Source organism: Sporolactobacillus shoreae (genome assembly GCF_004684935.1).
GTDB classification, from domain to species: Bacteria; Bacillota; Bacilli; order Bacillales; family Sporolactobacillaceae; genus Sporolactobacillus; species Sporolactobacillus shoreae.
Genome location: NZ_SRJD01000013.1, coordinates 37,579 through 59,696 on the forward strand (window position 1 = coordinate 37,579; position 22,118 = coordinate 59,696).

18 protein-coding genes are annotated in these 22,118 nt (G+C 48.7%); 14 read left to right on the forward strand and 4 right to left on the reverse strand.

Going from position 1 to position 22,118, the window contains the following annotated elements:
* Window positions 1-23: 23 nt before the first annotated feature.
* The 4 genes from E4665_RS11635 to E4665_RS11650 all read left to right on the forward strand — a co-directional run bounded on the left by E4665_RS11635 (window position 24) and on the right by E4665_RS11650 (window position 4,115).
* Complete coding sequence (locus E4665_RS11635; RefSeq protein ID WP_135348963.1) at window positions 24-863, forward strand: SAM hydrolase/SAM-dependent halogenase family protein; 840 nt, start codon at window positions 24-26, stop codon at window positions 861-863.
* A gap of 136 nt (window positions 864-999) precedes the next feature.
* Entirely contained in the window at window positions 1,000-1,557 is a 558-nt protein-coding gene (locus tag E4665_RS11640; RefSeq protein WP_135348964.1) for an ECF-type riboflavin transporter substrate-binding protein, read from the forward strand.
* A 22-nt stretch (window positions 1,558-1,579) separates the two neighbouring features.
* A complete protein-coding gene (locus E4665_RS11645; RefSeq protein ID WP_135348965.1) occupies window positions 1,580-3,313 on the forward strand; it encodes an ABC transporter ATP-binding protein in 1,734 nt (577 codons plus the stop codon).
* A complete protein-coding gene (locus E4665_RS11650; RefSeq protein WP_135348966.1) occupies window positions 3,285-4,115 on the forward strand; it encodes an energy-coupling factor transporter transmembrane component T family protein in 831 nt (276 codons plus the stop codon). Before E4665_RS11645 ends, E4665_RS11650 begins: the two co-directional genes overlap by 29 nt.
* Before the next feature lie 50 nt (window positions 4,116-4,165).
* Here E4665_RS11650 and E4665_RS11655 read toward each other — a convergent pair whose 3' ends face one another.
* Entirely contained in the window at window positions 4,166-5,074 is a 909-nt protein-coding gene (locus E4665_RS11655) for an aldo/keto reductase (RefSeq protein WP_135348967.1), read from the reverse strand.
* Window positions 5,075-5,188: 114 nt separating this feature from the next.
* A complete protein-coding gene (locus E4665_RS11660) occupies window positions 5,189-5,869 on the reverse strand; it encodes a DNA alkylation repair protein (RefSeq protein WP_135348968.1) in 681 nt (226 codons plus the stop codon).
* A gap of 237 nt (window positions 5,870-6,106) precedes the next feature.
* Between E4665_RS11660 and E4665_RS11665 the strand changes: the two genes are divergently transcribed.
* The 6 genes from E4665_RS11665 (at window position 6,107) to E4665_RS11690 (ending at window position 15,122) form a co-directional block, all read left to right on the forward strand.
* The gene (locus E4665_RS11665) at window positions 6,107-8,449 is read left to right on the forward strand and encodes a YfhO family protein (RefSeq protein WP_135348969.1); all 2,343 of its coding nucleotides are present in this window, start codon (window positions 6,107-6,109) and stop codon (window positions 8,447-8,449) included.
* Window positions 8,450-8,777: 328 nt separating this feature from the next.
* Entirely contained in the window at window positions 8,778-9,845 is a 1,068-nt protein-coding gene (locus E4665_RS11670) for a PTS sugar transporter subunit IIC (RefSeq protein ID WP_135348970.1), read from the forward strand.
* 382 nt (window positions 9,846-10,227) lie between these two features.
* A complete protein-coding gene (locus tag E4665_RS11675) occupies window positions 10,228-10,782 on the forward strand; it encodes a competence protein ComK (protein ID WP_135348971.1) in 555 nt (184 codons plus the stop codon).
* 608 nt (window positions 10,783-11,390) lie between these two features.
* Complete coding sequence (locus tag E4665_RS11680) at window positions 11,391-13,241, forward strand: putative bifunctional diguanylate cyclase/phosphodiesterase (protein ID WP_167815192.1); 1,851 nt, start codon at window positions 11,391-11,393, stop codon at window positions 13,239-13,241.
* 161 nt (window positions 13,242-13,402) lie between these two features.
* Window positions 13,403-14,074 (forward strand): MtnX-like HAD-IB family phosphatase, encoded by a 672-nt coding sequence (locus E4665_RS11685; protein WP_135348973.1) that lies wholly within the window; start codon window positions 13,403-13,405, stop codon window positions 14,072-14,074.
* On the forward strand, window positions 14,061-15,122 hold the full coding sequence (locus E4665_RS11690; RefSeq protein ID WP_135348974.1) for an iron-containing alcohol dehydrogenase family protein: 1,062 nt from the start codon (window positions 14,061-14,063) through the stop codon (window positions 15,120-15,122). The genes E4665_RS11685 and E4665_RS11690 overlap by 14 nt, the downstream gene beginning before the upstream one ends.
* A 49-nt stretch (window positions 15,123-15,171) precedes the next feature.
* Here E4665_RS11690 and E4665_RS11695 read toward each other — a convergent pair whose 3' ends face one another.
* Window positions 15,172-16,551, reverse strand: coding sequence for an amino acid permease (locus E4665_RS11695; RefSeq protein WP_241654832.1), 1,380 nt, complete (start codon window positions 16,549-16,551; stop codon window positions 15,172-15,174).
* Between the two features lie 452 nt (window positions 16,552-17,003).
* Between E4665_RS11695 and E4665_RS11700 the strand changes: the two genes are divergently transcribed.
* The 4 genes from E4665_RS11700 to E4665_RS11715 all read left to right on the forward strand — a co-directional run bounded on the left by E4665_RS11700 (window position 17,004) and on the right by E4665_RS11715 (window position 20,906).
* Window positions 17,004-18,287: an MDR family MFS transporter gene (locus E4665_RS11700; protein ID WP_135348975.1), complete on the forward strand. Its 1,284-nt coding sequence runs from the start codon at window positions 17,004-17,006 to the stop codon at window positions 18,285-18,287.
* Between the two features lie 221 nt (window positions 18,288-18,508).
* Window positions 18,509-19,387 carry an ROK family protein gene (locus tag E4665_RS11705; RefSeq protein WP_135348976.1) on the forward strand — a complete coding sequence of 293 codons (879 nt, stop codon included), beginning with the start codon at window positions 18,509-18,511 and terminating at the stop codon, window positions 19,385-19,387.
* A 136-nt stretch (window positions 19,388-19,523) separates the two neighbouring features.
* Window positions 19,524-20,480 carry a mannose-6-phosphate isomerase, class I gene (gene manA / locus E4665_RS11710; RefSeq protein ID WP_135349021.1) on the forward strand — a complete coding sequence of 319 codons (957 nt, stop codon included), beginning with the start codon at window positions 19,524-19,526 and terminating at the stop codon, window positions 20,478-20,480.
* Window positions 20,481-20,495: 15 nt separating this feature from the next.
* Window positions 20,496-20,906, forward strand: a complete 411-nt coding sequence (locus E4665_RS11715) for a hypothetical protein (protein ID WP_135348977.1) — start codon at window positions 20,496-20,498, stop codon at window positions 20,904-20,906.
* Window positions 20,907-21,134: 228 nt separating this feature from the next.
* On the opposite strand, the gene E4665_RS11720 is transcribed toward E4665_RS11715, so the two are convergent.
* Window positions 21,135-21,995: an NAD(P)-dependent oxidoreductase gene (locus tag E4665_RS11720; RefSeq protein WP_135348978.1), complete on the reverse strand. Its 861-nt coding sequence runs from the start codon at window positions 21,993-21,995 to the stop codon at window positions 21,135-21,137.
* Window positions 21,996-22,118: the final 123 nt, after the last annotated feature.

Here is a 22,118-nt window from a genome sequence, read left to right on the forward strand (position 1 = left end):
AAACAGAAGAAAAGGTGAATGGCATGAAAAAAAATTTAGTTTTTCAGACAGATTTCGGTTTGGTGGACGGCGCGGTCTGTGCGATGTACGGTGTGGCAAACACGGTGGATCCGGACCTGAAGATATACGATCTGACGCATGATATTCCGCAATACAACATCTGGGAGGCGTCCTACCGGCTGCGTCAGACAATTAATTACTGGCCGGAAGGAACGGTGTTTGTCTCGGTGGTTGATCCTGGTGTTGGTTCTGCGCGCCGCAGCGTCATCGCGAAAACAAGCCGTAATCAGTATATTATCACTCCCGATAATGGAACGCTGACTCATATCAAAAAGGGAGCGGGAATCGCAAGTGTGCACATCTTTGATGAAAAAGCCAACAAACTGCCCAGTGCTGGGGAGTCGTACACGTTTTACGGAAGGGATATTTACGCCTACACCGGAGCGCGTCTGGCGGCGGGACTGATCGACTTTGATACTTTTGGTGAAGAAGTTCCTTTGGATACCGTAACGGAACTGCCAATTATTCCGTCCTATCAGGAAGAGAGCCGCGTGGTTGGTATGATCGATGTGCTTGATGTCCGCTTTGGTAATCTCTGGTCGAACATTGACCACAACCTTTTTCACCAGCTGGACGTGGGGCACGGCGACCGGCTGGAAGTTAGTATCCGGAACGACACACGCAATGTTTATAAAAATACAATGGTTTTCGCCCGCTCCTTTGCGTCGGTTGCGATCGGCGAACCGGTCATTTACATTAACTCGCTGGAAAACGTCGGCGTCGCGATTAATCAGGGCTCCTTTGCGAAAGCGTACAGCATTGGAACAGGAAGCAACTGGCATATTTCATTTAAAAAGCTGTAAATAATAAATGCCTTCAGGGAGGTGATGCAAACCGGAACAGATTTTTATAGCTTTACATTGTTTTGAATGGTTATTTTCTTCTCACTCATTTTTTTTAGAACTTATCAATTTTTTTAACTCGGAGGAGACTGTAGACATGAAAAAGGATCTTTTAAACATTCGTACGATTGTCGCTATTGGCATTGGCGCCGCAATTTTTATCGTTCTTCGCTACATTACCATTCCGGTTGGCATTGTTCCGAATACCACGGTACAGCTCAATTATATTTTTCTGGCACTGATCGCCGTGATTTACGGACCGATCGCCGGTGGCCTGATCGGGTTGCTCGGCCATTCCATCGGAGATGCACTTCAGTATGGTAATGTCTGGTGGAGCTGGGTGATCGTTTCGGCGCTCGTTGGCGTCGGGTTCGGTCTGATTTGGAGAAAGTTGAAAATCTCAGAAGGCATTTTCGGGTGGAAGTCGGTTGTCCTCTTTAATGTGGTACAGATCATCACGCAGGCGATCGGCTGGTTTTTGGTCGCGCCACTGGGCGATATCACCATCTATGCCGAGCCCGCGAAAAAGGTTTTTCTGCAGGGCATTGTCGCCGGCGTTCTCGATATCGTTACTGTAGGTATCTTCGGTACTCTGCTGATCTGGATTTATGCGAAAACCCAGACAAAAAAGGGAAGCCTGAAAAAAGAAGAGTAAGCATCCAGGTGGAAGGAAAATCATGAAAAAGACGCTCGTTTCGTTTCACAATTTCAGTTATAAATATAACAGTCAGGAAAGCCCGACTTTGACGGATATCAATCTGGAGATTCATGCCGGAGAGAAACTGCTCATCGCCGGGCCTTCCGGTTCTGGCAAGAGTACACTCGGCTATTGTATCAACGGACTGATTCCTAATGCCTTTAAGGGGGAAATCAGCGGATCCATTCGGGTGGCGGGCGCCGACACGCGTACGATGAGCCTCTTCGACCTTTCAAAAATTGTCGGGACGGTTCTCCAGGATACCGATGCACAGTTTATCGGCCTGACTGTCGGAGAAGATATTGCTTTTTCACTGGAGAATGACGGTGTTGCGCTGCCCGAAATGAAAAAACGGGTGCACCTTGCGGCCGCGCGTGTCGGCATGGAGGCTTTTGTCGATCAGTCGCCCCATGAGCTGTCAGGTGGTCAGAAACAACGCGTTTCGATGGCCGGTGTGCTGGTGGATCCGGTAAATATCCTTCTTTTTGATGAACCATTAGCTAATCTTGATCCGGCTGCAGGAAGACAGACAATGCAGCTGATCGACCGTATTCAAAGGGAGAGCGGCCTGACGGTTGTGATCATTGAGCACCGCTTGGAAGAAGTGCTGGAGGTGTCCCCTGATCGGATTGTAGTGCTTGCAGATGGCCGGATTGTTGCTGATGCGGAACCGGACGAGCTACTGTCAACGGATGTACTGCTGCGGAATGGGATCCGCGAGCCGCTTTATCTGTCCGCGTTGAAGCGGGCGGGTGTGGATGTAGTTCCGGATCTTCATCCTTCTGATCTTGGCCTTCTTAAAATAGATTTAGTCCGTGAGCCGTTGAAGCGATGGTTCGATCAGAATGTGCCGTCGGTGAAGGCTAGTCAGGGAAAAACGATTCTAGCTCTCGACCATGTGTCCTTTCACTACACAACCGGTACGGAAGTTCTCAGGGATGTTTCAATCTCCGTTAGAAGAGGAGAACGCGTTGCGATTGTCGGGAAGAATGGCGCCGGAAAATCAACGCTGACTAAGCTTATATGCGGACTGGAGCATCCCCGCTCCGGTACGCTCGCTTTTTACGGAAGAAATATGGAAGAGTGGACGATCAAAGAGCGTTCAGCGCATATCGGGCTGGTCATGCAGGATCCGAATCAGATGATTTCCCAGCAGATGATTTTTGATGAGGTGGCTCTCGGGTTGCGCATCCGGGGCACAGATCCAGATGAGATGAGAAGCAGGGTTTATGAAACCCTCAAAATATGCGGCCTTTACCCGTTCAGAAACTGGCCTGTTTCCGCACTCAGTTTCGGCCAGAAGAAGCGTGTCACGATCGCATCGATACTTGTCCTGCGGCCGGAAATCATTATTCTGGATGAACCGACGGCGGGGCAGGATTACCGCCATTACACGGAAATCATGAATTTCCTGGATCAGCTTAATGGGCGAGGCATGACAGTTATCATGATTACGCACGATATGCATCTGATGCTTGAATATACAGACCGCGCGATTGTGATGGCTGACGGGCTCAAGATTGCCGATGAACTTCCGGCTAGGCTTCTGTCCGATCAGGAAATGGCGGCTCAGGCAAGCCTCAGGACAACATCTCTGTTCCGGCTGGCTGGGCGCGCTGGCTTTCCGGATCCAGCCGCATTTGTCGAGCACTTTATCCTCAGTGAAAAGGAGGAGCGGTCTCATCATGAAAATGCGGATGCTAACCTTTATTGACCGACCAACTCCGATCCACAAAATGACCGGTGCGTCGAAATTGATCTGTTTCCTTCTCTGGTCGATTATCGGAATGAGTACTTATGATACCTGGGTCCTGATTTTTATGCTTGTAACCGGACTGGCGGTTTTTGCCGTATCCAGAATCAAATTTCAGGAGATTTCGTTTGTCCTGATCTTCATCCTGATTTTCTTGCTCCTTAATGACCTGGCCATTTACGGATTTTCTCCAGAGCAGGGAGTGCAGATCTATGGAACACGGCATGTGATTCTGCGGCTGCCCGGATCATATTCGCTGACTCTGGAACAGCTTTTTTATGAATTAAATATCAGTTTAAAATATTTTTCGATGATTCCATTCGCGCTGTTGTTTATTGTCACGACGCAGCCGAGTGAATTTGCCGCATCGCTGAATAAGATCGGAGTCAGTTACCGGATTTCTTACGCTGTCGCAATCACGCTCCGCTACATTCCGGATATTCAACGTGACTATCAGGAGATCGCCCAAGCGCAGCAGGCGAGAGGCATCGACCTCTCAAAGAAAGCAAGGATCGGTATTCGAATCAAAAATGCGGCGGCTATTGTTCTACCACTGATTTTTTCCAGCCTCGGCCGGATTGAGACCATCAGCAATGGCATGGAGCTGCGCGGATTCGGCAAGAAAAAGATGCGCACCTGGTATAGCGCGCGTACGTTTGCCAAACGTGATTATCTGGGCATCGCTTTTTCGGCAGCAGTGCTGGTACTCTCATTGACCATCATGCTGGTCCGGGGCAGCCGCTACTACAATCCTTTTCAATAATGAAACTCCTTCACTTGGGTGGAGGAGTTTCATTGTGTGAAGTAGATTTTTCATACAATGTCCAGTGGCACTTTACGATCCGGCCGCGGAAACACACGGTCAAGCTCCTTTTGTTCCGTTTCTGACAAGATCACCGCAGCGGCTTTCGCATTTTCAATGACATGGGCCGGCTGTCCGGCTTTCGGGATGGCAATAACGCCATCAGTTTTCGCACGGCGGATGCACCAGGCAAGCAGCAGCTGAAGAGGTGTGATCTGGTGAGCGGCGGAAACCCGTTTCACGATGGGATCCGAAACAAGCCGCAGTTTGAGCGATCCGGCTTCGGCGAGCGGGCAGTAAGCCATGATTGGCATGTGCCGCGCCCTCTGCCATGGAAGAAGATCCACTTCGATACCGCGTGAGCCCAAATGATAGAGCACCTGATTGACCGCGCAATTTGCGCCGTTCGGCTTGTCCAGCAAATCTTCCATATCTTCTGTATCGAAGTTTGAGACGCCCCAGCGCAGGATTTTGCCGCTTTTTTTCAGGGCTTCCATGCCCTCAATCGTTTCTTCAATCGGTACGCCGCCTTTCCAGTGCAGAAAATACAGGTCGAGATGATCCGTTCCCAGCCGGCGAAGGCTGTTCTCGCAAGCCTGTGCGAGGTCTTTCCTACTCCCGTGGCTTGGCAATGCCTTGCTGACGAGAAAAACATGATCGCGGATGCCTTTGATCGCCTCCCCGACAACATTTTCGGACTTGCCATACCCGTACAGCTCGGCGGTATCGATCAGTGTCAGGCCCAGCTGAATGCCAAGTCTCAGCGAATCAATCTCCGCCCGGCGCTTTGAGGGATCATCGCCCATGTGCCACGTTCCCTGGCCAATCGCCGGGATCTTTGTCCCGTCGGCCAGTGTGATCCTGCGGCTACGAACCTGTCTCCTGACCGTTTCTCTTTCATCTTCGCTAAGCTGAACCATTGTCCAACAACTCCATTCTTTATTTGTCGAGATTAAATTTTCAAAGATTAATCATCACCCTCGGCCGGATATCAGAACTCAGGAACATATATCGGAACTCGCGCGCGCCCACAATCAAATTTTCGTTCGCCGGAGCCATTTCATTCCCTCGCGGCGGCTGAGCGGCTTCAGCTCGTGCTCTGAAATGAATCGATGGACCGCTTCCGGAGCCGTTTTTGAATACTCGCGCAGTACCCAGCCAATTGCTTTCTGAAGAAAAAATTCATCGGAATCCGCGTGCAGCAGAATATACCGGAAGAGCCTTGATTCGTCTGTATCTTGTTTGTATTTCAATTGGAAGAGCAGCGCCGACCGGTTCAGCCACATATTCTCATCAATGATCCATTTCTCGGCATAAGCATCGATCAATTCGGTGTATTTACGGAAGAGCAGACCGACACTGTTCGATGCGATGGCATCTACAGTGTCCCACCAGGATTTGGTCAGGACCAACCGTTCCAGCAAGGGCACATGCTCCGCGCCTAGGGTTCTCCGCAATTTTTCAAGCAAATCGAGGCCGGTTAACTGATATTCACGCTCCGGCAGATCCCACAGTGCGTCCATCACTTCTGACAGCCGTTCGGGTGCCGGCAATCCGTTTTCAGATAAAAATTGATTGAAAAGGGCACGGCGCTTTGGCGATTTAATCCCTAAAAAGGCGAACTGATCACGCATATAGCGCTCCATTGGCCCGGCAAGGTCCGGGTTCTGGTTTTCATCGAACAGACGGATCAGAGGCTCAAGGTAATTCGACATTGCTATTCTTCCTTTCCTGAAAAGTGGATTCGCTTAAATAGTGTCCCAATTGGGCATTTCCCGACGAATAAATCTATTAAGCTGTTGTGCCGTGTCTAAACAGTTGAAAGAAATACCATCCACTTTTGTGACTTCTAAGGTTTCGATATACCGCGGATTCATGCATAATTAAAGTATAACGTGTTTTTGAGATGACGAGAAAGATTTATCGCCTGCCAAACAAGGAGTCTGTCACCCATGCTGCCTGTAACACTGAAAAAGATACTTCATTCGGATTACATAAAAGTTTTTCTGCTCTGCCTTTTGACTTCAGGCCTGATGTTTCTTCCTTCGCTCATTGCAAATAAAGGCCTGTTTGCGCTTGTCGGCGATTTTAATTATCAACAGATTCCTTTTAACATTCTGAGCAACCGCGCGATTAAGAGCGGCGATTTTTTCTGGAACTGGTACACGGATCTCGGAAGCAGTTTCATCGGCTCGTACAGCTTTTACACGCTGGGCAGTCCGTTTTTCTGGCTCAGCCTGATTTTTCCACCATACTTTTTTCCCTACGTGGTCGGCCCGATGTTCATGCTCAAGTATTGTGTGGCCGGACTGACGGCGTACGCGTATATCCGCCGTTATGTCAAAAACGGGAATTACGCCATCCTGGGCGCGCTACTCTACGCTTTTTCCGGATTTTCAATTGTTAATCTGATGTTCAACCACTTTCAGGATGTGATCGCCTTTTTCCCGCTTCTGCTGGCTGGCCTTGACCGGCTGGTGATTGACAAAAAATCAGGCTGGTTTGCCGTGGCTGTAGCAATCAATGCCTTCCTGAATTTTTTCTTCTTTATGGGCGAAATCGTTTTTCTGGTTCTATACTTCTGTGTCCGGTTTCTGGCTGAAGATTTCAGACGGGGCATTCGCAGATTAGCCGCCGTGATCTGGGAGGGTGCGCTTGGTGTCGGCATGGCGTGCGTTCTTTTCTTCCCAGCGGTGCTTTTTACGCTGCAAAACCCGCGGCTTAATTCATTTTTATACGGGCCGAGCGCTCTCGTTTTTGATGGCACCCGTTATCTCGAGATCATCAAGGCTTTTCTCATGCCCGCGGATATCATGCCGTTTCAGTCCGCCATTTATCCTTCAGATTTTACGTCGAGTGGCGCTTATCTGCCCGTGTTCGGGATGGCAGCCGTCATCAGCTTCATGCTCTGGAAAAAGAAAAGCTGGATGACCCGAATCGTCCTGACTTCTGCGGTTATGGCGTGCGTCCCTCTACTGAACAGTCTTTTTTATGTCCTGAATGGTTCGTATTACGCGCGCTGGTTCTACATGCCTGTGCTGATCATGGCGCTGATGACCGCGGTCGTCCTTGAGAACCGCCAGACTGTGCCAATCGGCAAAGGAATCCTGATCACCAGCATTTTAACCGCGCTCCTGGCCGCTTTTCTCCTGTTCTATCCATGGAGCGTCAGTGAAAAAAACGCGATTTTCCATTACGATCTTTTCCTGTTTTATCTGAGTGCAACGGCCGCCGGGCTGGTTGCTGCGTACTATATCGCCTGCCGGTTCAGAAATGCAGTTCACTGGCTGACGATCGCCATGGCCGCCGCGGTCTTTTTCTCGGCGGGCCTCGGGCTGTTTAATATCACTGCCACGCATTCCATTTACAGTTACCAGGGACCCCGTGAAACGTATGATACTGTGGTCCGGAGCGGGCAGATGCTAAAAAAAGTTCTTCCGAAAAGCGAAAACTACAGGATCGGCCTCAGCGACGGAGGATGGAATCTGGCGATGGTTTCAGGAACGCCGACCGTCAATTCATTTAACAGTATGGTTAACGGTTCCATCTTTCAATTCTATCAGTCCATCGGATCACCGCGTGACGTAAAAACAGTGATCCCCCCGGACGCCGACGGGCTGAAGCCGCTGCTTTCCGAACGCTTTTACGTTGACACGGTCCGGAGAACGGATATGAAATTGTATGCTCAATTCAATAATGGAACAAATATCATTTATATCTACGAAAATCAGAAGATACCGCCGATCGGTTTCACTTATGATTATTACATGACGACAGAGCAGTTCAACATGATCCCCCTGGAAAACAGGAATCTGGCTTTACTGAAAGCAGTTGTTCTGTCCGATTCGGAAGTGAACCAGGCGAAAAATACTCTGAAAAAAATACCGGATGCGCAGCTCTACTCGCTGAGCGGCACGACCATTAACCGCGATGTCACTGATCGGACAGCCGAATCCTCCACCTATTTCCATCACGACACGCACGGGTTTACGTCAAAAATCAGAGCGGACCGGCCAAAATACGCTTTTTTCAGTGTCCCTTATGATAAGGGATGGAGCGCCTCTGTTAACGGGAGAAATGTTCCGATCATGAATTCAGACGGATTTATGATTGTTCCGGTAAATAAGGGAATGAATACGATCCGGTTCACGTACTTCACGCCTGGTCTTATGACGGGTCTGTATCTGACACTGCTTTCAGGGTTCTGTTTTTTGGTATGGGTGTTCAGAGGGAAAATTTTCAGCCGAAGGATCCTCCGGCGGCCTGAAGAGAGTGTCAATACTCAACGATTTTAATTAGTATCAGGCTTTATGCGGCGTATGCCGTTTTTTTAAAAGGTAAGTATAAATCTGGTCAATAAAACAGGACCTTGGATGAGATTCAAAGCGGAGGTGCGAGACGCCTGCGGGAGAGCGAGCGCCTGGAGCGAAAAACAACAGACACGTTTAACAAAGCCATTTTTTCAAAAATACGGAACAATGGCAGATTTTGTGCATAAAAATACTTTAGCGATTAGACGCGTTCTATCGACAAAACAATTAATTCTTGATAGAATAGCAGGCACAGACCTTTTCAGGTCATAAAAATAGAGAATACAAACAGAAGGATGGAGAGTGTTGAAACTTGGCAAAAGAAACAATGTCGGTGAAGCTGTTTGTAAATAAAGTTCTGACCGGTCACGCGGTCGGAATTGTCGCGGGACTGATTCCTTCAGCCCTGCTCGGTGAAATCAGTAAAGCACTCATGGTGAGGCTGCCCGTTTTTGGGGTGATTTTCCAGATTGTGACCACTTTGATGCTGGCGGTCCCACTTCTGATCGGCGCGGCCGTCGCGCATCAGTTCCGGTTTAAGCCTGTGCCCATGGTCTGTGTGGCCGCGGTCGCGTGGATTGGTTCCGGGGCGCTGAAGTTTACGCCGACGGGAGTTATTGTCACCGGGATGGGCGATCTGGTCAATATTCTGGTCACGGTCAGCCTGGCCTGCGGGTTCATTCTGTTGATCGGTGACCGGCTGGGATCATTTGAACCGCTGGTTATGCCGGTGATTGTCGCTGTTGTCGGTGGCGGTCTGGGCGTGATCCTGCTCCCATACGTTCACGCCCTTACGCTTGGAATCGGGCATGTTGTCAACAGTTTTGCCGCTCTTCAGCCGATCCCGATGGGTATCCTGATTGCCGCCAGTTTTTCAATCATTATTATTTCTCCGGTATCGACGGTTGCAATCGCCACGGCGATCGGCATGAGCGGTATCGCATCGGGTACAGGAAATCTTGGGTGTGTCGCCGCGGCAGTCGGAATGTTTGTCGGTGGACTGCATGTGAATAAAATCGGACTATCCCTTTCCGCCTTAATCGGCACGCCAAAAATTATGATCGCGACGCTGGTACGGAAACCAATTATCTCAGTGCCGATTTTGCTTAACGCCGCGCTTCTTGGGACGCTGGGGGCTCTTTTTAAGATTCAGGGGACACCGGTCAGCGCCGGATTCGGTTTCTCGGGCATGGTCGGACCAATCAACGCGATCCGTTTCATGACGGGCGGTCCGACATTAAGCAACCTTCTGGTTATCGCCATTATATTCATTGCCGTTCCTTTCATCGGCGGCTTCTTCTTTGAGTGGCTCTGCCGAAAAGTACTTCATTTGTACAAAGCTGAAGACTACAAAGCAGAGGAATACAGGGTTCAGGAATAATCAGTGCTTAGTCACAAAAAATATATTGTCAAATTTTAATGGGTCGGGGAAAAATTCTCCGGCTCTTAAATTTGAAAATTATTTGAACAAAATGGGGAAATATATTTCTTTATTCAGACTTTTTAGCAAAAATATATTTGTACTGGAAAGAATTTTATGTATAATGACAGTGTACTCGTCAAACAAGGTCAATCAACGCAAGACGTAAGGCTCATATTCATTCGCAGAAAATGGCCGGAACGCTTTTCCTCTCTCGGCCGAAAAAAATCCCAACTATCTTATCAATCGGTCTGCTGCAGCTCTTTCCTGATCAGAATTTCTGATCGGGTGCCGCACCGGCTGAAAATAAACCCATCAAAAACCATGAAAAAGGAGTAAAAAGATGGAAGAAAAGGATCAGTATATTATTCGGCAGGAGACAATGGCGCTATTACCGTGTGACGCAGAGGACGGGAGTCTGAAAACTTTTGTGGTCGAGGAGAACAAGACGATACTGATCGCAAAAACACCCTTTGAAATTATCAGGGACTCGTGCAATTATTTTGGAGTGACCTACAGCGGTCGAAAGAAGGGCGCTGTCGCTATGGGTTATAAAAGCATGCCGCCGATCTGCATCTGCAGCGAACTGGGGATCTACTTCTTCCCGCTAATGTCCGAACTACACCGTAATTGCATTTGGCTGGCCCACCCGCATTGCAGAAACTACACAGAAACGGATAATGGTGTCCTGGTACATTTAACCCATGGGTATAAGATAAGGATTCCTGTTAATCTGAACGTGTTCAAAGCGAAGGTCCACCGGACAGCCCAGTACAGCTATCAGATGCTTGGAAGGGTCTCACAGTTCCGGTCGGCGGGTTATGGTTCGGCTGTTTCCGAGGAGCAGTCGGCCAGCCGGTTAATGGTGAACGAACGAGGCACTTATTATATAGATTAAGGATTATTGGGGTTATAGGGCATAAAGTTATTCATTATGCCCTGCGCCCGAAATGATGCCAAATAAAGTGCAGGCAGTCTGAGAGGAATGTAAAAATCCGATCAGGCTGTCTGCCTTTTTTTCAAAGGTAAGTATAAATCGGGCCAATAAAACAGGGCCTTGGATGAGATTCAAAGCGTAGGTGCGAGACGCCTGCGGGACAGCGAGCCAAGGGAGACCCCGCAGTGAGGGTCACGAGTGAGGAGGCTCACGGATCGCCCGCGGCAAGCGAGCAACCGAAGCGGTGGTCCAACACCTCAATAACACAGGGTCAATGATTAGGGATCGGGCTCACCCGTTTTTTCTTAGCTTGCAAATAAAAAATTAGCATTTAAAATTTATATAGAGAGAGAAATTCTGGTATTTGATAATGTGTATTTTTTACTAATAATTAACATTAATTATGTGATTTTAATGTATGATAGACTCGGTGATTCAAATTTTTACTCATATAAAGTGAAATGTTTTTACTGAATGTTCAATCTTTTGAAAAGGTTTTAAAAAAAATAGGCAATAATCCGAAATAAATGATGTACCGTCTATCCCTCTACGGAAATGGATCTGTGTGTATGGAAAAATCACCAAAAAAAGACCCGGACGAAAAAAAATCTTTGATCATTAAATTTATGGACAGCGTGATGATGCCCGATGACACGGTCAAAGCGTCATTGAAAATATCACTAGCCGGAATTGCTTTTCTGATAGTTCAGGCTGTCATTATGTTTGGTGTGACAGGCTGGCTGGCCCGTATCCTTTTGATGCAGATTCAGATGATCCTCACATTCTATCTGGCGCTCCGCTACATTCGGTCGGGGTACATGACCGCGATTGGATTGAATATCGTGAGCCTGCTTTACCAGATCCGAATGACGATTCTGGGTGCTGAGGACTCAAACCTCACTCTGTTTTTCAATCTAGATATCATTCTGACCGCATCTCTGATCGCCTACTATGCGAGACGCAGCCAGAGTAACTATCAAAAGGCTTTGATGCAGAAGGACGAAATTTCCGCCGCGTATTACCAAGCGGCGATTTCCGAGGAGCAGCTCTGGAAGAAAAACAGGGAACTTGAAACATCGAACCGGATTATAAATCGTGATAAAGAAGAAATGTACCGATTGGCCAATGTGGATCCGCTGACTCAGCTCCCGAACCGCCGAATGTTCCAGAAAAAGCTGGACGAGGTGGGAAAAGCAGCGAAGAAAGATAATCATTCTTTCGCGCTTGCTTTTATCGATTTTGATAATTTCAAAAGCGTAAATGACACGTTAGGCCATCACGCCGGCGATGAACTGATCCGCTATATGGCTTTCAATTTGAGCAAGCTGACCGATCCGGCCGATATGCTCGGCCATATCGGCGGTGACGAATTTGTATTGATTATTCAGCGCGAGCTTCAAAGAAAGGATATTTTGTTCTATATCAGGCGGATGGCGGAGATGCTTCGAAAACCCGTTTCGCTCGGAGACACAGAGGTCGTCGTCAGCGCGAGCTTCGGCATCGCCGTTTTTCCAGACGATTCATCCAATATCTCCGAATTGATGCGGTTCGCCGATTCGGCGATGTACCAGTCAAAACGGGAGGGTAAGAACCGGATCCGTTTCTTCAGGAAGTCCATGCTTGACGATATAATTAACGAGACGAAACTCGTCCAAGGCCTGAAAACAGCGATCAAGAATGAGGAACTGTTTCTCGTTTTTCAGCCGCAGTATTTTGTTGAAACTGGAAAACTGAGAGGATTTGAAACATTAATTCGCTGGAAATCCGCTGAATTCGGTTTTGTATCGCCTATGAAATTCATCCCGCTGGCCGAAAAGAACGGAATGATCCTGCAGATTGGCGAGTGGGTAATGAAGCACGCCTTTCTTGCGATGAAGAAAATACAAAATCAGTATGATTTCACAGGAAAAATTGCGGTCAATGTTTCGGCCGTTCAGGCGAACGAATCGGGTTTCGTGGGGACCATCGCTAAGATATTGAAGGAAACGGGATTTGATCCGGGCAGGCTGGAAATTGAGATTACAGAAACGGCCTATACGAATTCCATGGATCAGGTCCGCGAGATGATTGCGGAGCTCCAGAGCTTAGGTATTGTCGTCGCACTGGATGATTTCGGGACGGGTTACTCCTCGCTGAGTTATCTACAGCAGCTGCCCTTCGATCTGGTCAAAATTGATAAAACATTTATAGACAAGATCAACTTTGATCTTCAGAGCAACAAATTTGTCAGTACGATGGTATCAATGGTTCATCAGATGAATATACCGGTGCTTGCCGAAGGTGTGGAAACGGAGGAACAGAAAGCGTTTCTCCAGCTGAAAAAATGTGACATGATACAGGGCTATCTCTATGGGAAACCGATACCGATTGACAAAGTCGGTGAATTATTCAATAACAGCAACGATAAAGAAGCAAATTAATCATTAATTTATTAATTGGAAAGAGCCGAATCAGGGTAAAGTAATGTCACTGGATTTCATCACTTTGACATATTGGCTGCGTTTTCAAGCCGAACCTGTACCGACTCTTTCTGTTATACTGATACTGTAATATAACAGATTCGAAAAAGGAGAATTATTATATGACAAAACGTTTCCTGTTCCTGTCGGATTTTGATGGCACACTTTCAGATAAAGATTTTTTTCATATCATCATTGATCGCTATTTTAAAAAAGAGAGCGAGAAGCTTTACGCGGATTGGGACAATAAAGTCACGACCGACCTGGAATATCTGAGCCGCCTGTTCGCGTCCATCGGGCAGAATCAGGCCGCCATTGATGAGGATGTCGGCCGGATCCCTTTTGATCCGGATGCGAAAAAAGTGATTGAGCATGTCCGGCGGCTCGGCGGTGACTTTGTCGTGATCAGCGCAGGTACGGATTACTATATCAGGAAAATCTTTGATCAGTATGACATCAGCAATGTCCGGATCATTTCCAATCCGGGTGAATATAAGGACCGGGGCATCCGGCTGAATGTGGATCCATCCGGCCGCTATTATTCGGAGTTGTACGGAGTGGACAAGGAAAAAGTCGCGCGCGATCTGATGGAAGGGTATGACAAAGTCTTCTTTGCCGGCGACAGCCTGCCGGATCTGAAAGCCGCACTTCTCGCTGATACGATCTTCGCGAAGGGAAAACTTCAGGGCCTGCTTGATGAGGAAAAAAGGGACTATGTACCCATCAGGAGTTTTGCAGATGTCGAGAATTACTTAAAAAGCCACGAGGAGGTTCTGGAAAATGGCAGCCGATAATCATCAGATTGTCGTTCCCACGCTCTTGGATGTGAGAAAAGGAAATTTAGCGGAAATCGGCCGGTTACTCAGCCGTCATGAATTCAAAAAAGTAGTAATCTTTTTCGGGCAGGGACTGACGGAATTGCTTGGAGACAGGATTTTTCAGTCGCTTAAGGAAAATGAGATTAACGTGCTGGAAACAAGGGAAGTCAGTGATATTGATATTGACGAGGTCGTCGATCACGCTTTTCAACTGCCGTTTCAGACGGAAGCAGTAATCGGCATCGGCGGTGGCAAGGCGCTGGACGCGGCGAAATATACTGCGCTACTGCGGAAATGGCCGTTCATCAGCGTGCCGACTTCGATGTCAAATGACGGTTTTTCGAGTTCAAATACCTCGCTGACCATTCATGGCCGCAGGATCTCCGTTCACGCCAAGATGCCTTATGGAATTATCATTGATATTGATGTCATCAAAGGCGCCCCGGATTGTTTCATTTATTCCGGAGTCGGCGACCTGGTTTCCAAAATTACCGCTGCCGAGGACTGGATCTTTGAAGAAAAAAATGGGAAAACGAGGGTGGATGACTGCGCGCTGATGCTTTCAAAGAAAGCGGTGAACAGCTTCGTCCGTACCGATTTTGGCACGATCAAGGATGATCTTTTCCTGAAAGAACTGGCGGATTCACTGACAATGGCAGGAATATCAATGGAAATCGCCGGGAGCAGCGCACCGACAAGCGGCAGCGAGCATCTGATCTCGCACGCACTTGACACGTACTCCAGCCATCCGCAGTTGCACGGGCTTCAGGTCGGAGTCGCTTCCTACCTGATGAGCAAAGTGCAGAATCATCGCTTTGAACGGATCACGAAAGTGCTGAAAAGCACCGGATTCTTTGATTTCGCCAAAAAGGCCGGAATGACAATGGATGACTTCGATACGGCCATTGACAGAGCTCCGGACATGAAACCGATGCGCTATACCTACCTTCATGTTCCTGAATATCGGGATCAGGCTCACAAAATTCTTCATGACGATCCGATTCTGCGGGATGTATTGAAATAAGATCAAAAAAAGGCTGCCATCTTCTTTGGCAGCCTTTTTCGAAATTCATTCAGTTAATATCTGTACCGGTTTCTTTCTCACCCACCGGTTCACGCCTGATAAAGAAGGAAACGGTAATCAACGCCGCCATGATGAAGAAACACGTGATTGATCCGACCGCGTTTGCTTTGTTCAGAACAAAGGAAATAAATATAGCGGAGAGCGCTACAATCCCGGCAGTCGTCATGTACGGGAAGCCGATGACTCTGAAAAACGGCAGCTGGCCATAGGATGGACGGAGTTTCAATTCTGCGGCACAGATCGCAATCCAGACAATGCAGATGGTGAATCCAGGAATACTCATTAACTCGGTAATGATCTGGTCCTTGACGAGAAAGGCCAGAAATACCCCAATGGCAAGAAAGCTTCCAGTGAGCGCTAGTCCGCCGACCGGAACACCATGACGGGAGAGCCTGCGTGTAAATCCGGGTGCTTCGCCGCGCTGGGCCATAGAGTAAAGTGTTCGCGTTGTCGCATAAATTCCGGAATTCGCCGCTGAAAGGACGGCTGTGAGCAGTACAAAATTCATTAACTGCGGTGCACCGGGCATTCCGATTGATTCAAATACTTGGACAAAAGGGCTGCTTTGAGTGGTTGAAACGCTGTTCCATGGCATCAGTCCGCAGATAATGATGATCGGCAGAATGTAAAAAAGGATCACACGGAAGACGACATTTTTAATGACTTTAGGCAGTGTTCTTTCTACATCCTTGGTTTCGGTGACTGTAAGCCCGATCAGTTCAGAACCGCCATAGGAAAAAATCACCACGAGAAAGGCCTGGACAATGCCTGAGATGCCATGTGGGAAAAAGCCGCCGAACCCGAAAAGATTTTTAATAGGTTGGGCATGGCTTGGAATGATTCCAAATAAAAGCAACAGGCCGACGATGATAAAGATGATGATTGCTGTGATTTTTATACTCGCAAACCAGAATTCAAATTCTCCGTAGTATTTGACCTGAAAAAGGTTGATACCGATAATGAACAGACCGCAAAGTGCGGATAGGAGCCAGAGCGGAGCGTGAGGAAACCAATATTCCAGAAAACTCCCCGCCGCGAGAATCTCGACCACGGTGACAATCATCCAGTTGATCCAGTAGAGCCAGCCGGCAATAATGGATGCCCTGAATCCGAAAGCCTTGTGGATGAGATGCTGGATATTCAGTCCCGGGTAAGCGATGGCCAGCTCGGCCAAAGCCGCCATGACAATGAACAGGATCAGGCCGCAGAGCAGGTAAGCGATAATCACACTCGGCCCGGCAATATTTAGCGTATCTCCGCTTCCTTTGAAAATTCCGGTGCCAATCATACCGGCCATTGCCATCAACATGATATGTCGCGGCTGCAGCCCGCGCTGTAATTTCTTTCTTTCTTCTGTTACGTGAACCATCAGCATTTCCTCTCTCTCTAATTTTTAGGATTGCGCTTTAAAGCGATAAAATGGAAACAGTATCAACTAGTATAAATTTATTTTGTCCGATGTCAACAGAGAAAAAGAACCTTTGGGAAAGCAAGGTTTCAAGGGCATATTTCTGAATAATGAGACCTTTGTCAAACCCCAGAAAACAAGGTATAATCACAGATGGAAATAAGTTGGAATAGAAAAGCAAAGAGGGATAAGCGTCATGGTTACGTATGCAAATTATGGATCCGAGAAAAACAGCAGAATAAAGAACCGTTCTTCGATTTTTATTTCGGCTGTTTCTCAGCCTGATCGTTGCAAAGCGTGACAATGCCGGGTTTATAGACTGTTTCAAAGGGTCTGTGCTAAGCATGGTTTGCTTGGCACAGGCCTTTTTTGCGTCTGCGTTCCAATTTTTGGGAGAAAGAAGGTTTTTCGTGATGAAATGGCGTGATTGGGACATTAATCTAAAAGTCCGTTTAATCGGGGAGGGCGTTTTTAATCTGCTGTTCTGGATGTTCTTCCCGTTTATGGCAATCTATTTCTCCGATCATTTCGGACAGGAGTCGGCGGGACTGCTGCTTATTCTGTCACAACTATTCGGCACGGTGATCGGCCTCTTCGGGGGCTACTGCGCTGACCATTTCGGCCGTAAGCGGATGATGGTCTTCTCTGGTGCCGGCCAGGCCGTATGTTTTATCTTTTTCACAGTGGCCAACTCACCCTGGTTTGTATCCCCGTGGCTGACGTTTATCAGCTTTTCACTGCTCGGTTTGTTCGGCCAGCTGTACTGGCCGGCCAGCAGCGCGATGATCGCCGATGTTGTCCCTGAAAAACATCGGGCCGGGGTTTTCGCCATCTTTTATACATCGATTAACGTGACCGTTGTCATCGGTCCGCTTCTGGGCGGGATCTTCTTCTTTAATTATCGTTTTCTCTTCCTGACAGTCTGCACGGTAGCATCTTTTATTCTGCTCTGGGTGCTGCAGCGGTGGATCCATGAAACAGTTCCCGTTTCGGCGGACCGGAATTCGAAACCGGATTCAGCCGGAAACTGGAGGGCCTATCTGAAACAGCAGCTAGGGGATTATGGTGTTATTTTCAGAGATCGTATTTTTCTGCTGTATATTCTTGCCGGTGTCCTGGTTGCGCAGACATTCATGCAGCTTGATCTGCTGATCGCGGTTTATACGACGAATCAGGTGCCGCATCAGCTGCTGACATTTTTCCGGGACTTCACGGTCAGCCTGGACGGAAAAAACCTGTTCAGCGTGATGGTGTCATTGAACGGACTCTGTGTCGCGCTCTTTACCGTCATCGTGACCAAGTGGATGACGAAGTTCAGAGAAGGCAACGTCTTTATGGGATCGGCACTTTGCTACGGGGCGGCGATGATCCTGATGGGATCAACCGTCAATATCTGGTTCCTGCTCTTTGGTATTGTGATGTTCTCATGGGCGGAGCTGATGACTGTCGGGGTGCAGGACAGTTTTGTCGCTAAACTGGCGCCTGAGGATCTGCGCGGGCAGTACTTCGCGGCCTCCGGACTGCGCTTCTCACTCGGCCGGACGATCGCCCCGATTGCTATCCCAATGACGGTATGGCTTGGCTATTCTTGGACATTCACGATACTCGGTCTCGTCGCTATTATGGGCATGGGCCTTTACGGTCTACTTTTTTCAATATTTTACCGGAGACAGAGCTTTGTCGCGCTAAAAAGTTAATTTATTTCAATAGGAGATGTGCCGCAGACAAAAACGCGGTGCATCTTCTTTCTACAGTCAAAATGACAGATAATTAAAATAAATGGGCGGCTGATTGACCATCAATTTTCATAAAAAAGTCTCACAATTTGATTCGCAAATGACTGGAATCTGGTATAATAAATTTGTCTAGAAAGCGTTTACACATCTATAAATAAAACTAAATATTTGGAAGTGATTGGATGTATCTGGGAGGAATCGAAGCGGGAGGCACGAAATTTGTCTGCGCTGTGGGTGATGGGCAGGGGAATGTGCTGGCCAAAGAAAGAATCGCAACCACGGATACGGAAACGACTCTGCGCGGAGTGATCAGCTTTTTTAAAAACTTTGAAATTGATGGACTGGGTATCGGCTCATTCGGGCCCGTCGATCTGAATCAGGAAAGCCCGACATACGGATATATCACCTCGACGCCGAAATCAGGATGGGCGAACTATCCCTTTGTAAAAACCATGGAGGATGAGCTGCACGTGCCGGTCGGCCTGACAACGGATGTGAACGCGGCCGCACTCGGCGAATTATACAATGGGGCGGCAAAAGGGCTTGACGGATGCCTATATATTACAGTGGGGACAGGTGTCGGTGCCGGACTGGTTTCACAGAAGCGCCTGCTGCAAGGGCTGCTGCATCCGGAAATGGGGCATATTTTGCTGCGCCGCCATCCGGATGATGATTTTGAAGGCATTTGTCCTTATCATCAAGACTGTCTGGAAGGGCTGGCATCCGGTCCGGCGCTTGAAGCCCGCTGGGGCAGAGCAGCCGCTGATCTGCCGAAGGATCACAAAGCCTGGAAAATCGAGGCGGAGTATCTTGCCCAGGCGCTCATGCAGTATGTTCTGATCGTTTCTCCGCAGAGAATCATTATGGGTGGCGGCGTAATGAAACAGACCCAGCTCTTTCCACCAATCAGGAAAAGACTTCAGGAACTTCTCGCGGGTTACATTGATCTGTCGGAGGTTAAGGAAAAAATTGATGGCTATATCGTCTCACCTCTTCTCGGCGATAACGCGGGAATCACCGGGGCTTTGATCCTCGCCAAACGGGTCGCCGAAGGCCATTGAATCCGGTCCTGATGCGGTCTGCCCGGAACTTGGGAAGAACGGTCATTTCCTGCCGCTAGGTTACCCGCCTCAAAACCAAAATGTAAAAGAATGGTATAATGGAAAAAGATAATTGTGAACGGGAGAAGAGATCGTGATGGATACGACACCGATGTTTCTGCAGCCGGAGCTGCATGAAAAAATCTGGGGCGGAGCGAAACTGCGCGACGACTTCGGTTATGATATTCCGAGTGAGACGACGGGGGAATGCTGGGGTATTTCAGCGCATCCGAACGGACCCGCTTTAATAAAAAACGGAGCGCTCGCCGGAAGGACACTGGCTGAAGCATGGGCGGAGCACCGCGAACTATTTGATAACTATAAAGGCGACGATTTCCCTTTGCTGACAAAGATCCTCGATGCGCGAACCGATCTGTCGGTTCAGGTGCACCCGGACGACGCTTACGCTCAGGCGAATGAGCATGTACCCTTTGGAAAAACGGAGTGCTGGTACATTATTGACTGCGATGAGGGGGCGGAGATTGTCTACGGACATACCGCTCCGACCCGTGAAGCTTTCCGGCAGGCCGTCGGGGAGAAAAAATGGGACAGTCTGCTGCGCCGGGTCAAGGTGAAATCGGGGGACTTTTTTTATGTTCCAAGCGGCACGATCCACGCCATCTGCGGCGGCTGTCTGATCCTTGAGACGCAGCAAAGTTCCGACACGACCTACCGTGTCTACGACTACGATCGTCCGGGAACCGATGGGAAACCGCGCCCGCTCCACATCAGGCAGTCGATTGAATGCGCCAACTGCCCACATATCGATCCCGAACTGACCTATCGTGTCCGCCAGGAAGAACAGGCAAAATTTACCGAGCTGCTTCGGGAGAGTCTCTTCACTGTTTCCCATTGGGAAATCCGCGGTCATGCTGATCCAATAAAGAAAAACTGGCCGTTCCTTCTGATGAGTGTGCTGGATGGTGAAGGTTCACTGATGATCGGCGGTCAGCCTTATGCTTTGAAAAAAGGAGATCATCTGGTGGTGCCTTCCACAGTCAGTGAATTGGCTCTGGACGGCAAACTGGATCTGATTGTCTCGAATCCGGTCTGAGATGAGTACCCGGGGATGAGGCGGAAACCGATAATTACTGTGATTGGCAGTCTGTACGGGGATCGGGCACCTGAAGGGATGGCAGGCAATCGGTCCGGAGCGCTGCAACGTCAGGTCACTCTCCATGGATATCAGGTGGCGCTGATGGATGGCGGCAATGGAGGTCTCGCAATTTGCGACTCAGCCCGGTGGGAAAAGATGATCACCCGCAGCCGCATGATGCTGATTCTTCAGGATGTGCCGCTCGGCGTGATTGACACCGTCACTGCGTTCGCTCAAAAAAGTCATGTGAGAATCCTGATTGACCCCGTGCCGATGATGGATCTAACTGAGAAAATTCGCCGAGCCGCGGAGTTGATCCCTCCCCGATCGAGCCGCTATCAGAACGGTCGGACGCGTGCGAAAAAATGGAGAAGAAGGAAGTGAAAAACCGGCCGAGTGAGGCCGGTTTTTTAAATTCTTGATCCGAAAGGTACACGCTAAAACAGGAGAATGCTTCTACGAACCGAGTTCTGATAAGTTTTACCGAGTTCCGATATATTTGTACGAGTTCTGATAAATTACCTGCTGCCAGGTGAAACTGGCATCGGAAAAAAGAAGATCCCCCGAACCGCTTATCAGCAAGTACGGGGGATCCACACTTTTAAAAATGAATCATTTCTTCAGCAATGAGTAAATCGCGGCGAAATCGTATTCGCCTTCACCCTGCTGCTTGACGAGTCCATACAGTGACTTAACCAGATTCGAGATCGGCAGAGCGAAGTTGTGCGCATAAGCTTCCTCGGAAGCGAGTTCCATATCTTTATAGATGCTGCTGACCTTGAAATCCGCATTTTCAAAGTCGCCGTCCATGACTTTTTTCTGCTTGAAGTGAAGAATAGGTGCAGCTGTCGGGCCTGAAAGAAGGGAGGCAATCAATCCTTCTTTCTCCAGACCGAGGCTTTCACCAAATGCGACAGCCTCTGAAAAGGCGGCAACCGCCTGACCAAGCATTAGATTGTTGACGAGTTTCATAGCAGTACCGCTGCCGTTCGGCCCTTTGTGCTGAACCGCTTTGCCCATGATGTTGAGCAGCGGCCGTGCCGTTTCGACGTCCCCGGCGTCACCGCCAACAAAGAAAATCAGTTCGCCCTTCTCAGCGGGCGCCGTTGAACCTGCGACTGGCGCGTCGAGGAAATGCACGCCTTTTTCAGATGCCGCTTTGGCGAGTGCCTTAGATTGGGCGGGACTGATCGTGCTGCTGTCCACCCACAGGCTGCCCGGTTTCAGTCCGTCTAGCAGGCCATCTGCACCATATGCGACGGCATCAACAGCCTGGGGATTGGCGAGCATTGTAAAAACAATGTCCGTCTGTTCCCCGACGTCCCTGGGCGAATCGGCCCACTTGGCGCCTTTTTCAATCAGTAGATTCGCTTTGGCTTTTGTCCGATTGTAGATGACCAGCGATTCTCCGGCATTCTGCAGGCGTCCGGCCATACGACTGCCCATGATTCCGATTCCGATAAATCCAATCATTGCTGTCTCCTCTTTTCACAAATTCATTTCGTTAAAAGATATCCACCGCAAGCATAGCACAACACGGCGTCAAACCGACAAAAAGTTGCCTGCACCAGGCCATTTGGTTTGCATACAAAGCCG

Excerpts from the sequence above, each read along its gene's own strand:
- E4665_RS11640 (WP_135348964.1), top strand. The coding sequence starts at position 1,000 with ATGAAAAAGGATCTTTTAAACATTCGTACGATTGTCGCTATTGGCATT.
- E4665_RS11720 (WP_135348978.1), bottom strand. The coding sequence starts at position 21,995 with ATGATTGGATTTATCGGAATCGGAATCATGGGCAGTCGTATGGCCGGA.
- E4665_RS11660 (WP_135348968.1), bottom strand. The coding sequence starts at position 5,869 with ATGTCGAATTACCTTGAGCCTCTGATCCGTCTGTTCGATGAAAACCAG.
- E4665_RS11685 (WP_135348973.1), top strand. The coding sequence starts at position 13,403 with ATGACAAAACGTTTCCTGTTCCTGTCGGATTTTGATGGCACACTTTCA.
- E4665_RS11645 (WP_135348965.1), top strand. The coding sequence starts at position 1,580 with ATGAAAAAGACGCTCGTTTCGTTTCACAATTTCAGTTATAAATATAAC.
- E4665_RS11715 (WP_135348977.1), top strand. The coding sequence starts at position 20,496 with ATGAGGCGGAAACCGATAATTACTGTGATTGGCAGTCTGTACGGGGAT.
- E4665_RS11690 (WP_135348974.1), top strand. The coding sequence starts at position 14,061 with ATGGCAGCCGATAATCATCAGATTGTCGTTCCCACGCTCTTGGATGTG.
- E4665_RS11700 (WP_135348975.1), top strand. The coding sequence starts at position 17,004 with ATGAAATGGCGTGATTGGGACATTAATCTAAAAGTCCGTTTAATCGGG.
- E4665_RS11680 (WP_167815192.1), top strand. The coding sequence starts at position 11,391 with ATGGAAAAATCACCAAAAAAAGACCCGGACGAAAAAAAATCTTTGATC.
- E4665_RS11635 (WP_135348963.1), top strand. The coding sequence starts at position 24 with ATGAAAAAAAATTTAGTTTTTCAGACAGATTTCGGTTTGGTGGACGGC.
- E4665_RS11650 (WP_135348966.1), top strand. The coding sequence starts at position 3,285 with ATGAAAATGCGGATGCTAACCTTTATTGACCGACCAACTCCGATCCAC.
- E4665_RS11705 (WP_135348976.1), top strand. The coding sequence starts at position 18,509 with ATGTATCTGGGAGGAATCGAAGCGGGAGGCACGAAATTTGTCTGCGCT.
- manA (WP_135349021.1), top strand. The coding sequence starts at position 19,524 with ATGGATACGACACCGATGTTTCTGCAGCCGGAGCTGCATGAAAAAATC.
- E4665_RS11655 (WP_135348967.1), bottom strand. The coding sequence starts at position 5,074 with ATGGTTCAGCTTAGCGAAGATGAAAGAGAAACGGTCAGGAGACAGGTT.
- E4665_RS11695 (WP_241654832.1), bottom strand. The coding sequence starts at position 16,551 with ATGGTTCACGTAACAGAAGAAAGAAAGAAATTACAGCGCGGGCTGCAG.
- E4665_RS11665 (WP_135348969.1), top strand. The coding sequence starts at position 6,107 with ATGCTGCCTGTAACACTGAAAAAGATACTTCATTCGGATTACATAAAA.
- E4665_RS11675 (WP_135348971.1), top strand. The coding sequence starts at position 10,228 with ATGGAAGAAAAGGATCAGTATATTATTCGGCAGGAGACAATGGCGCTA.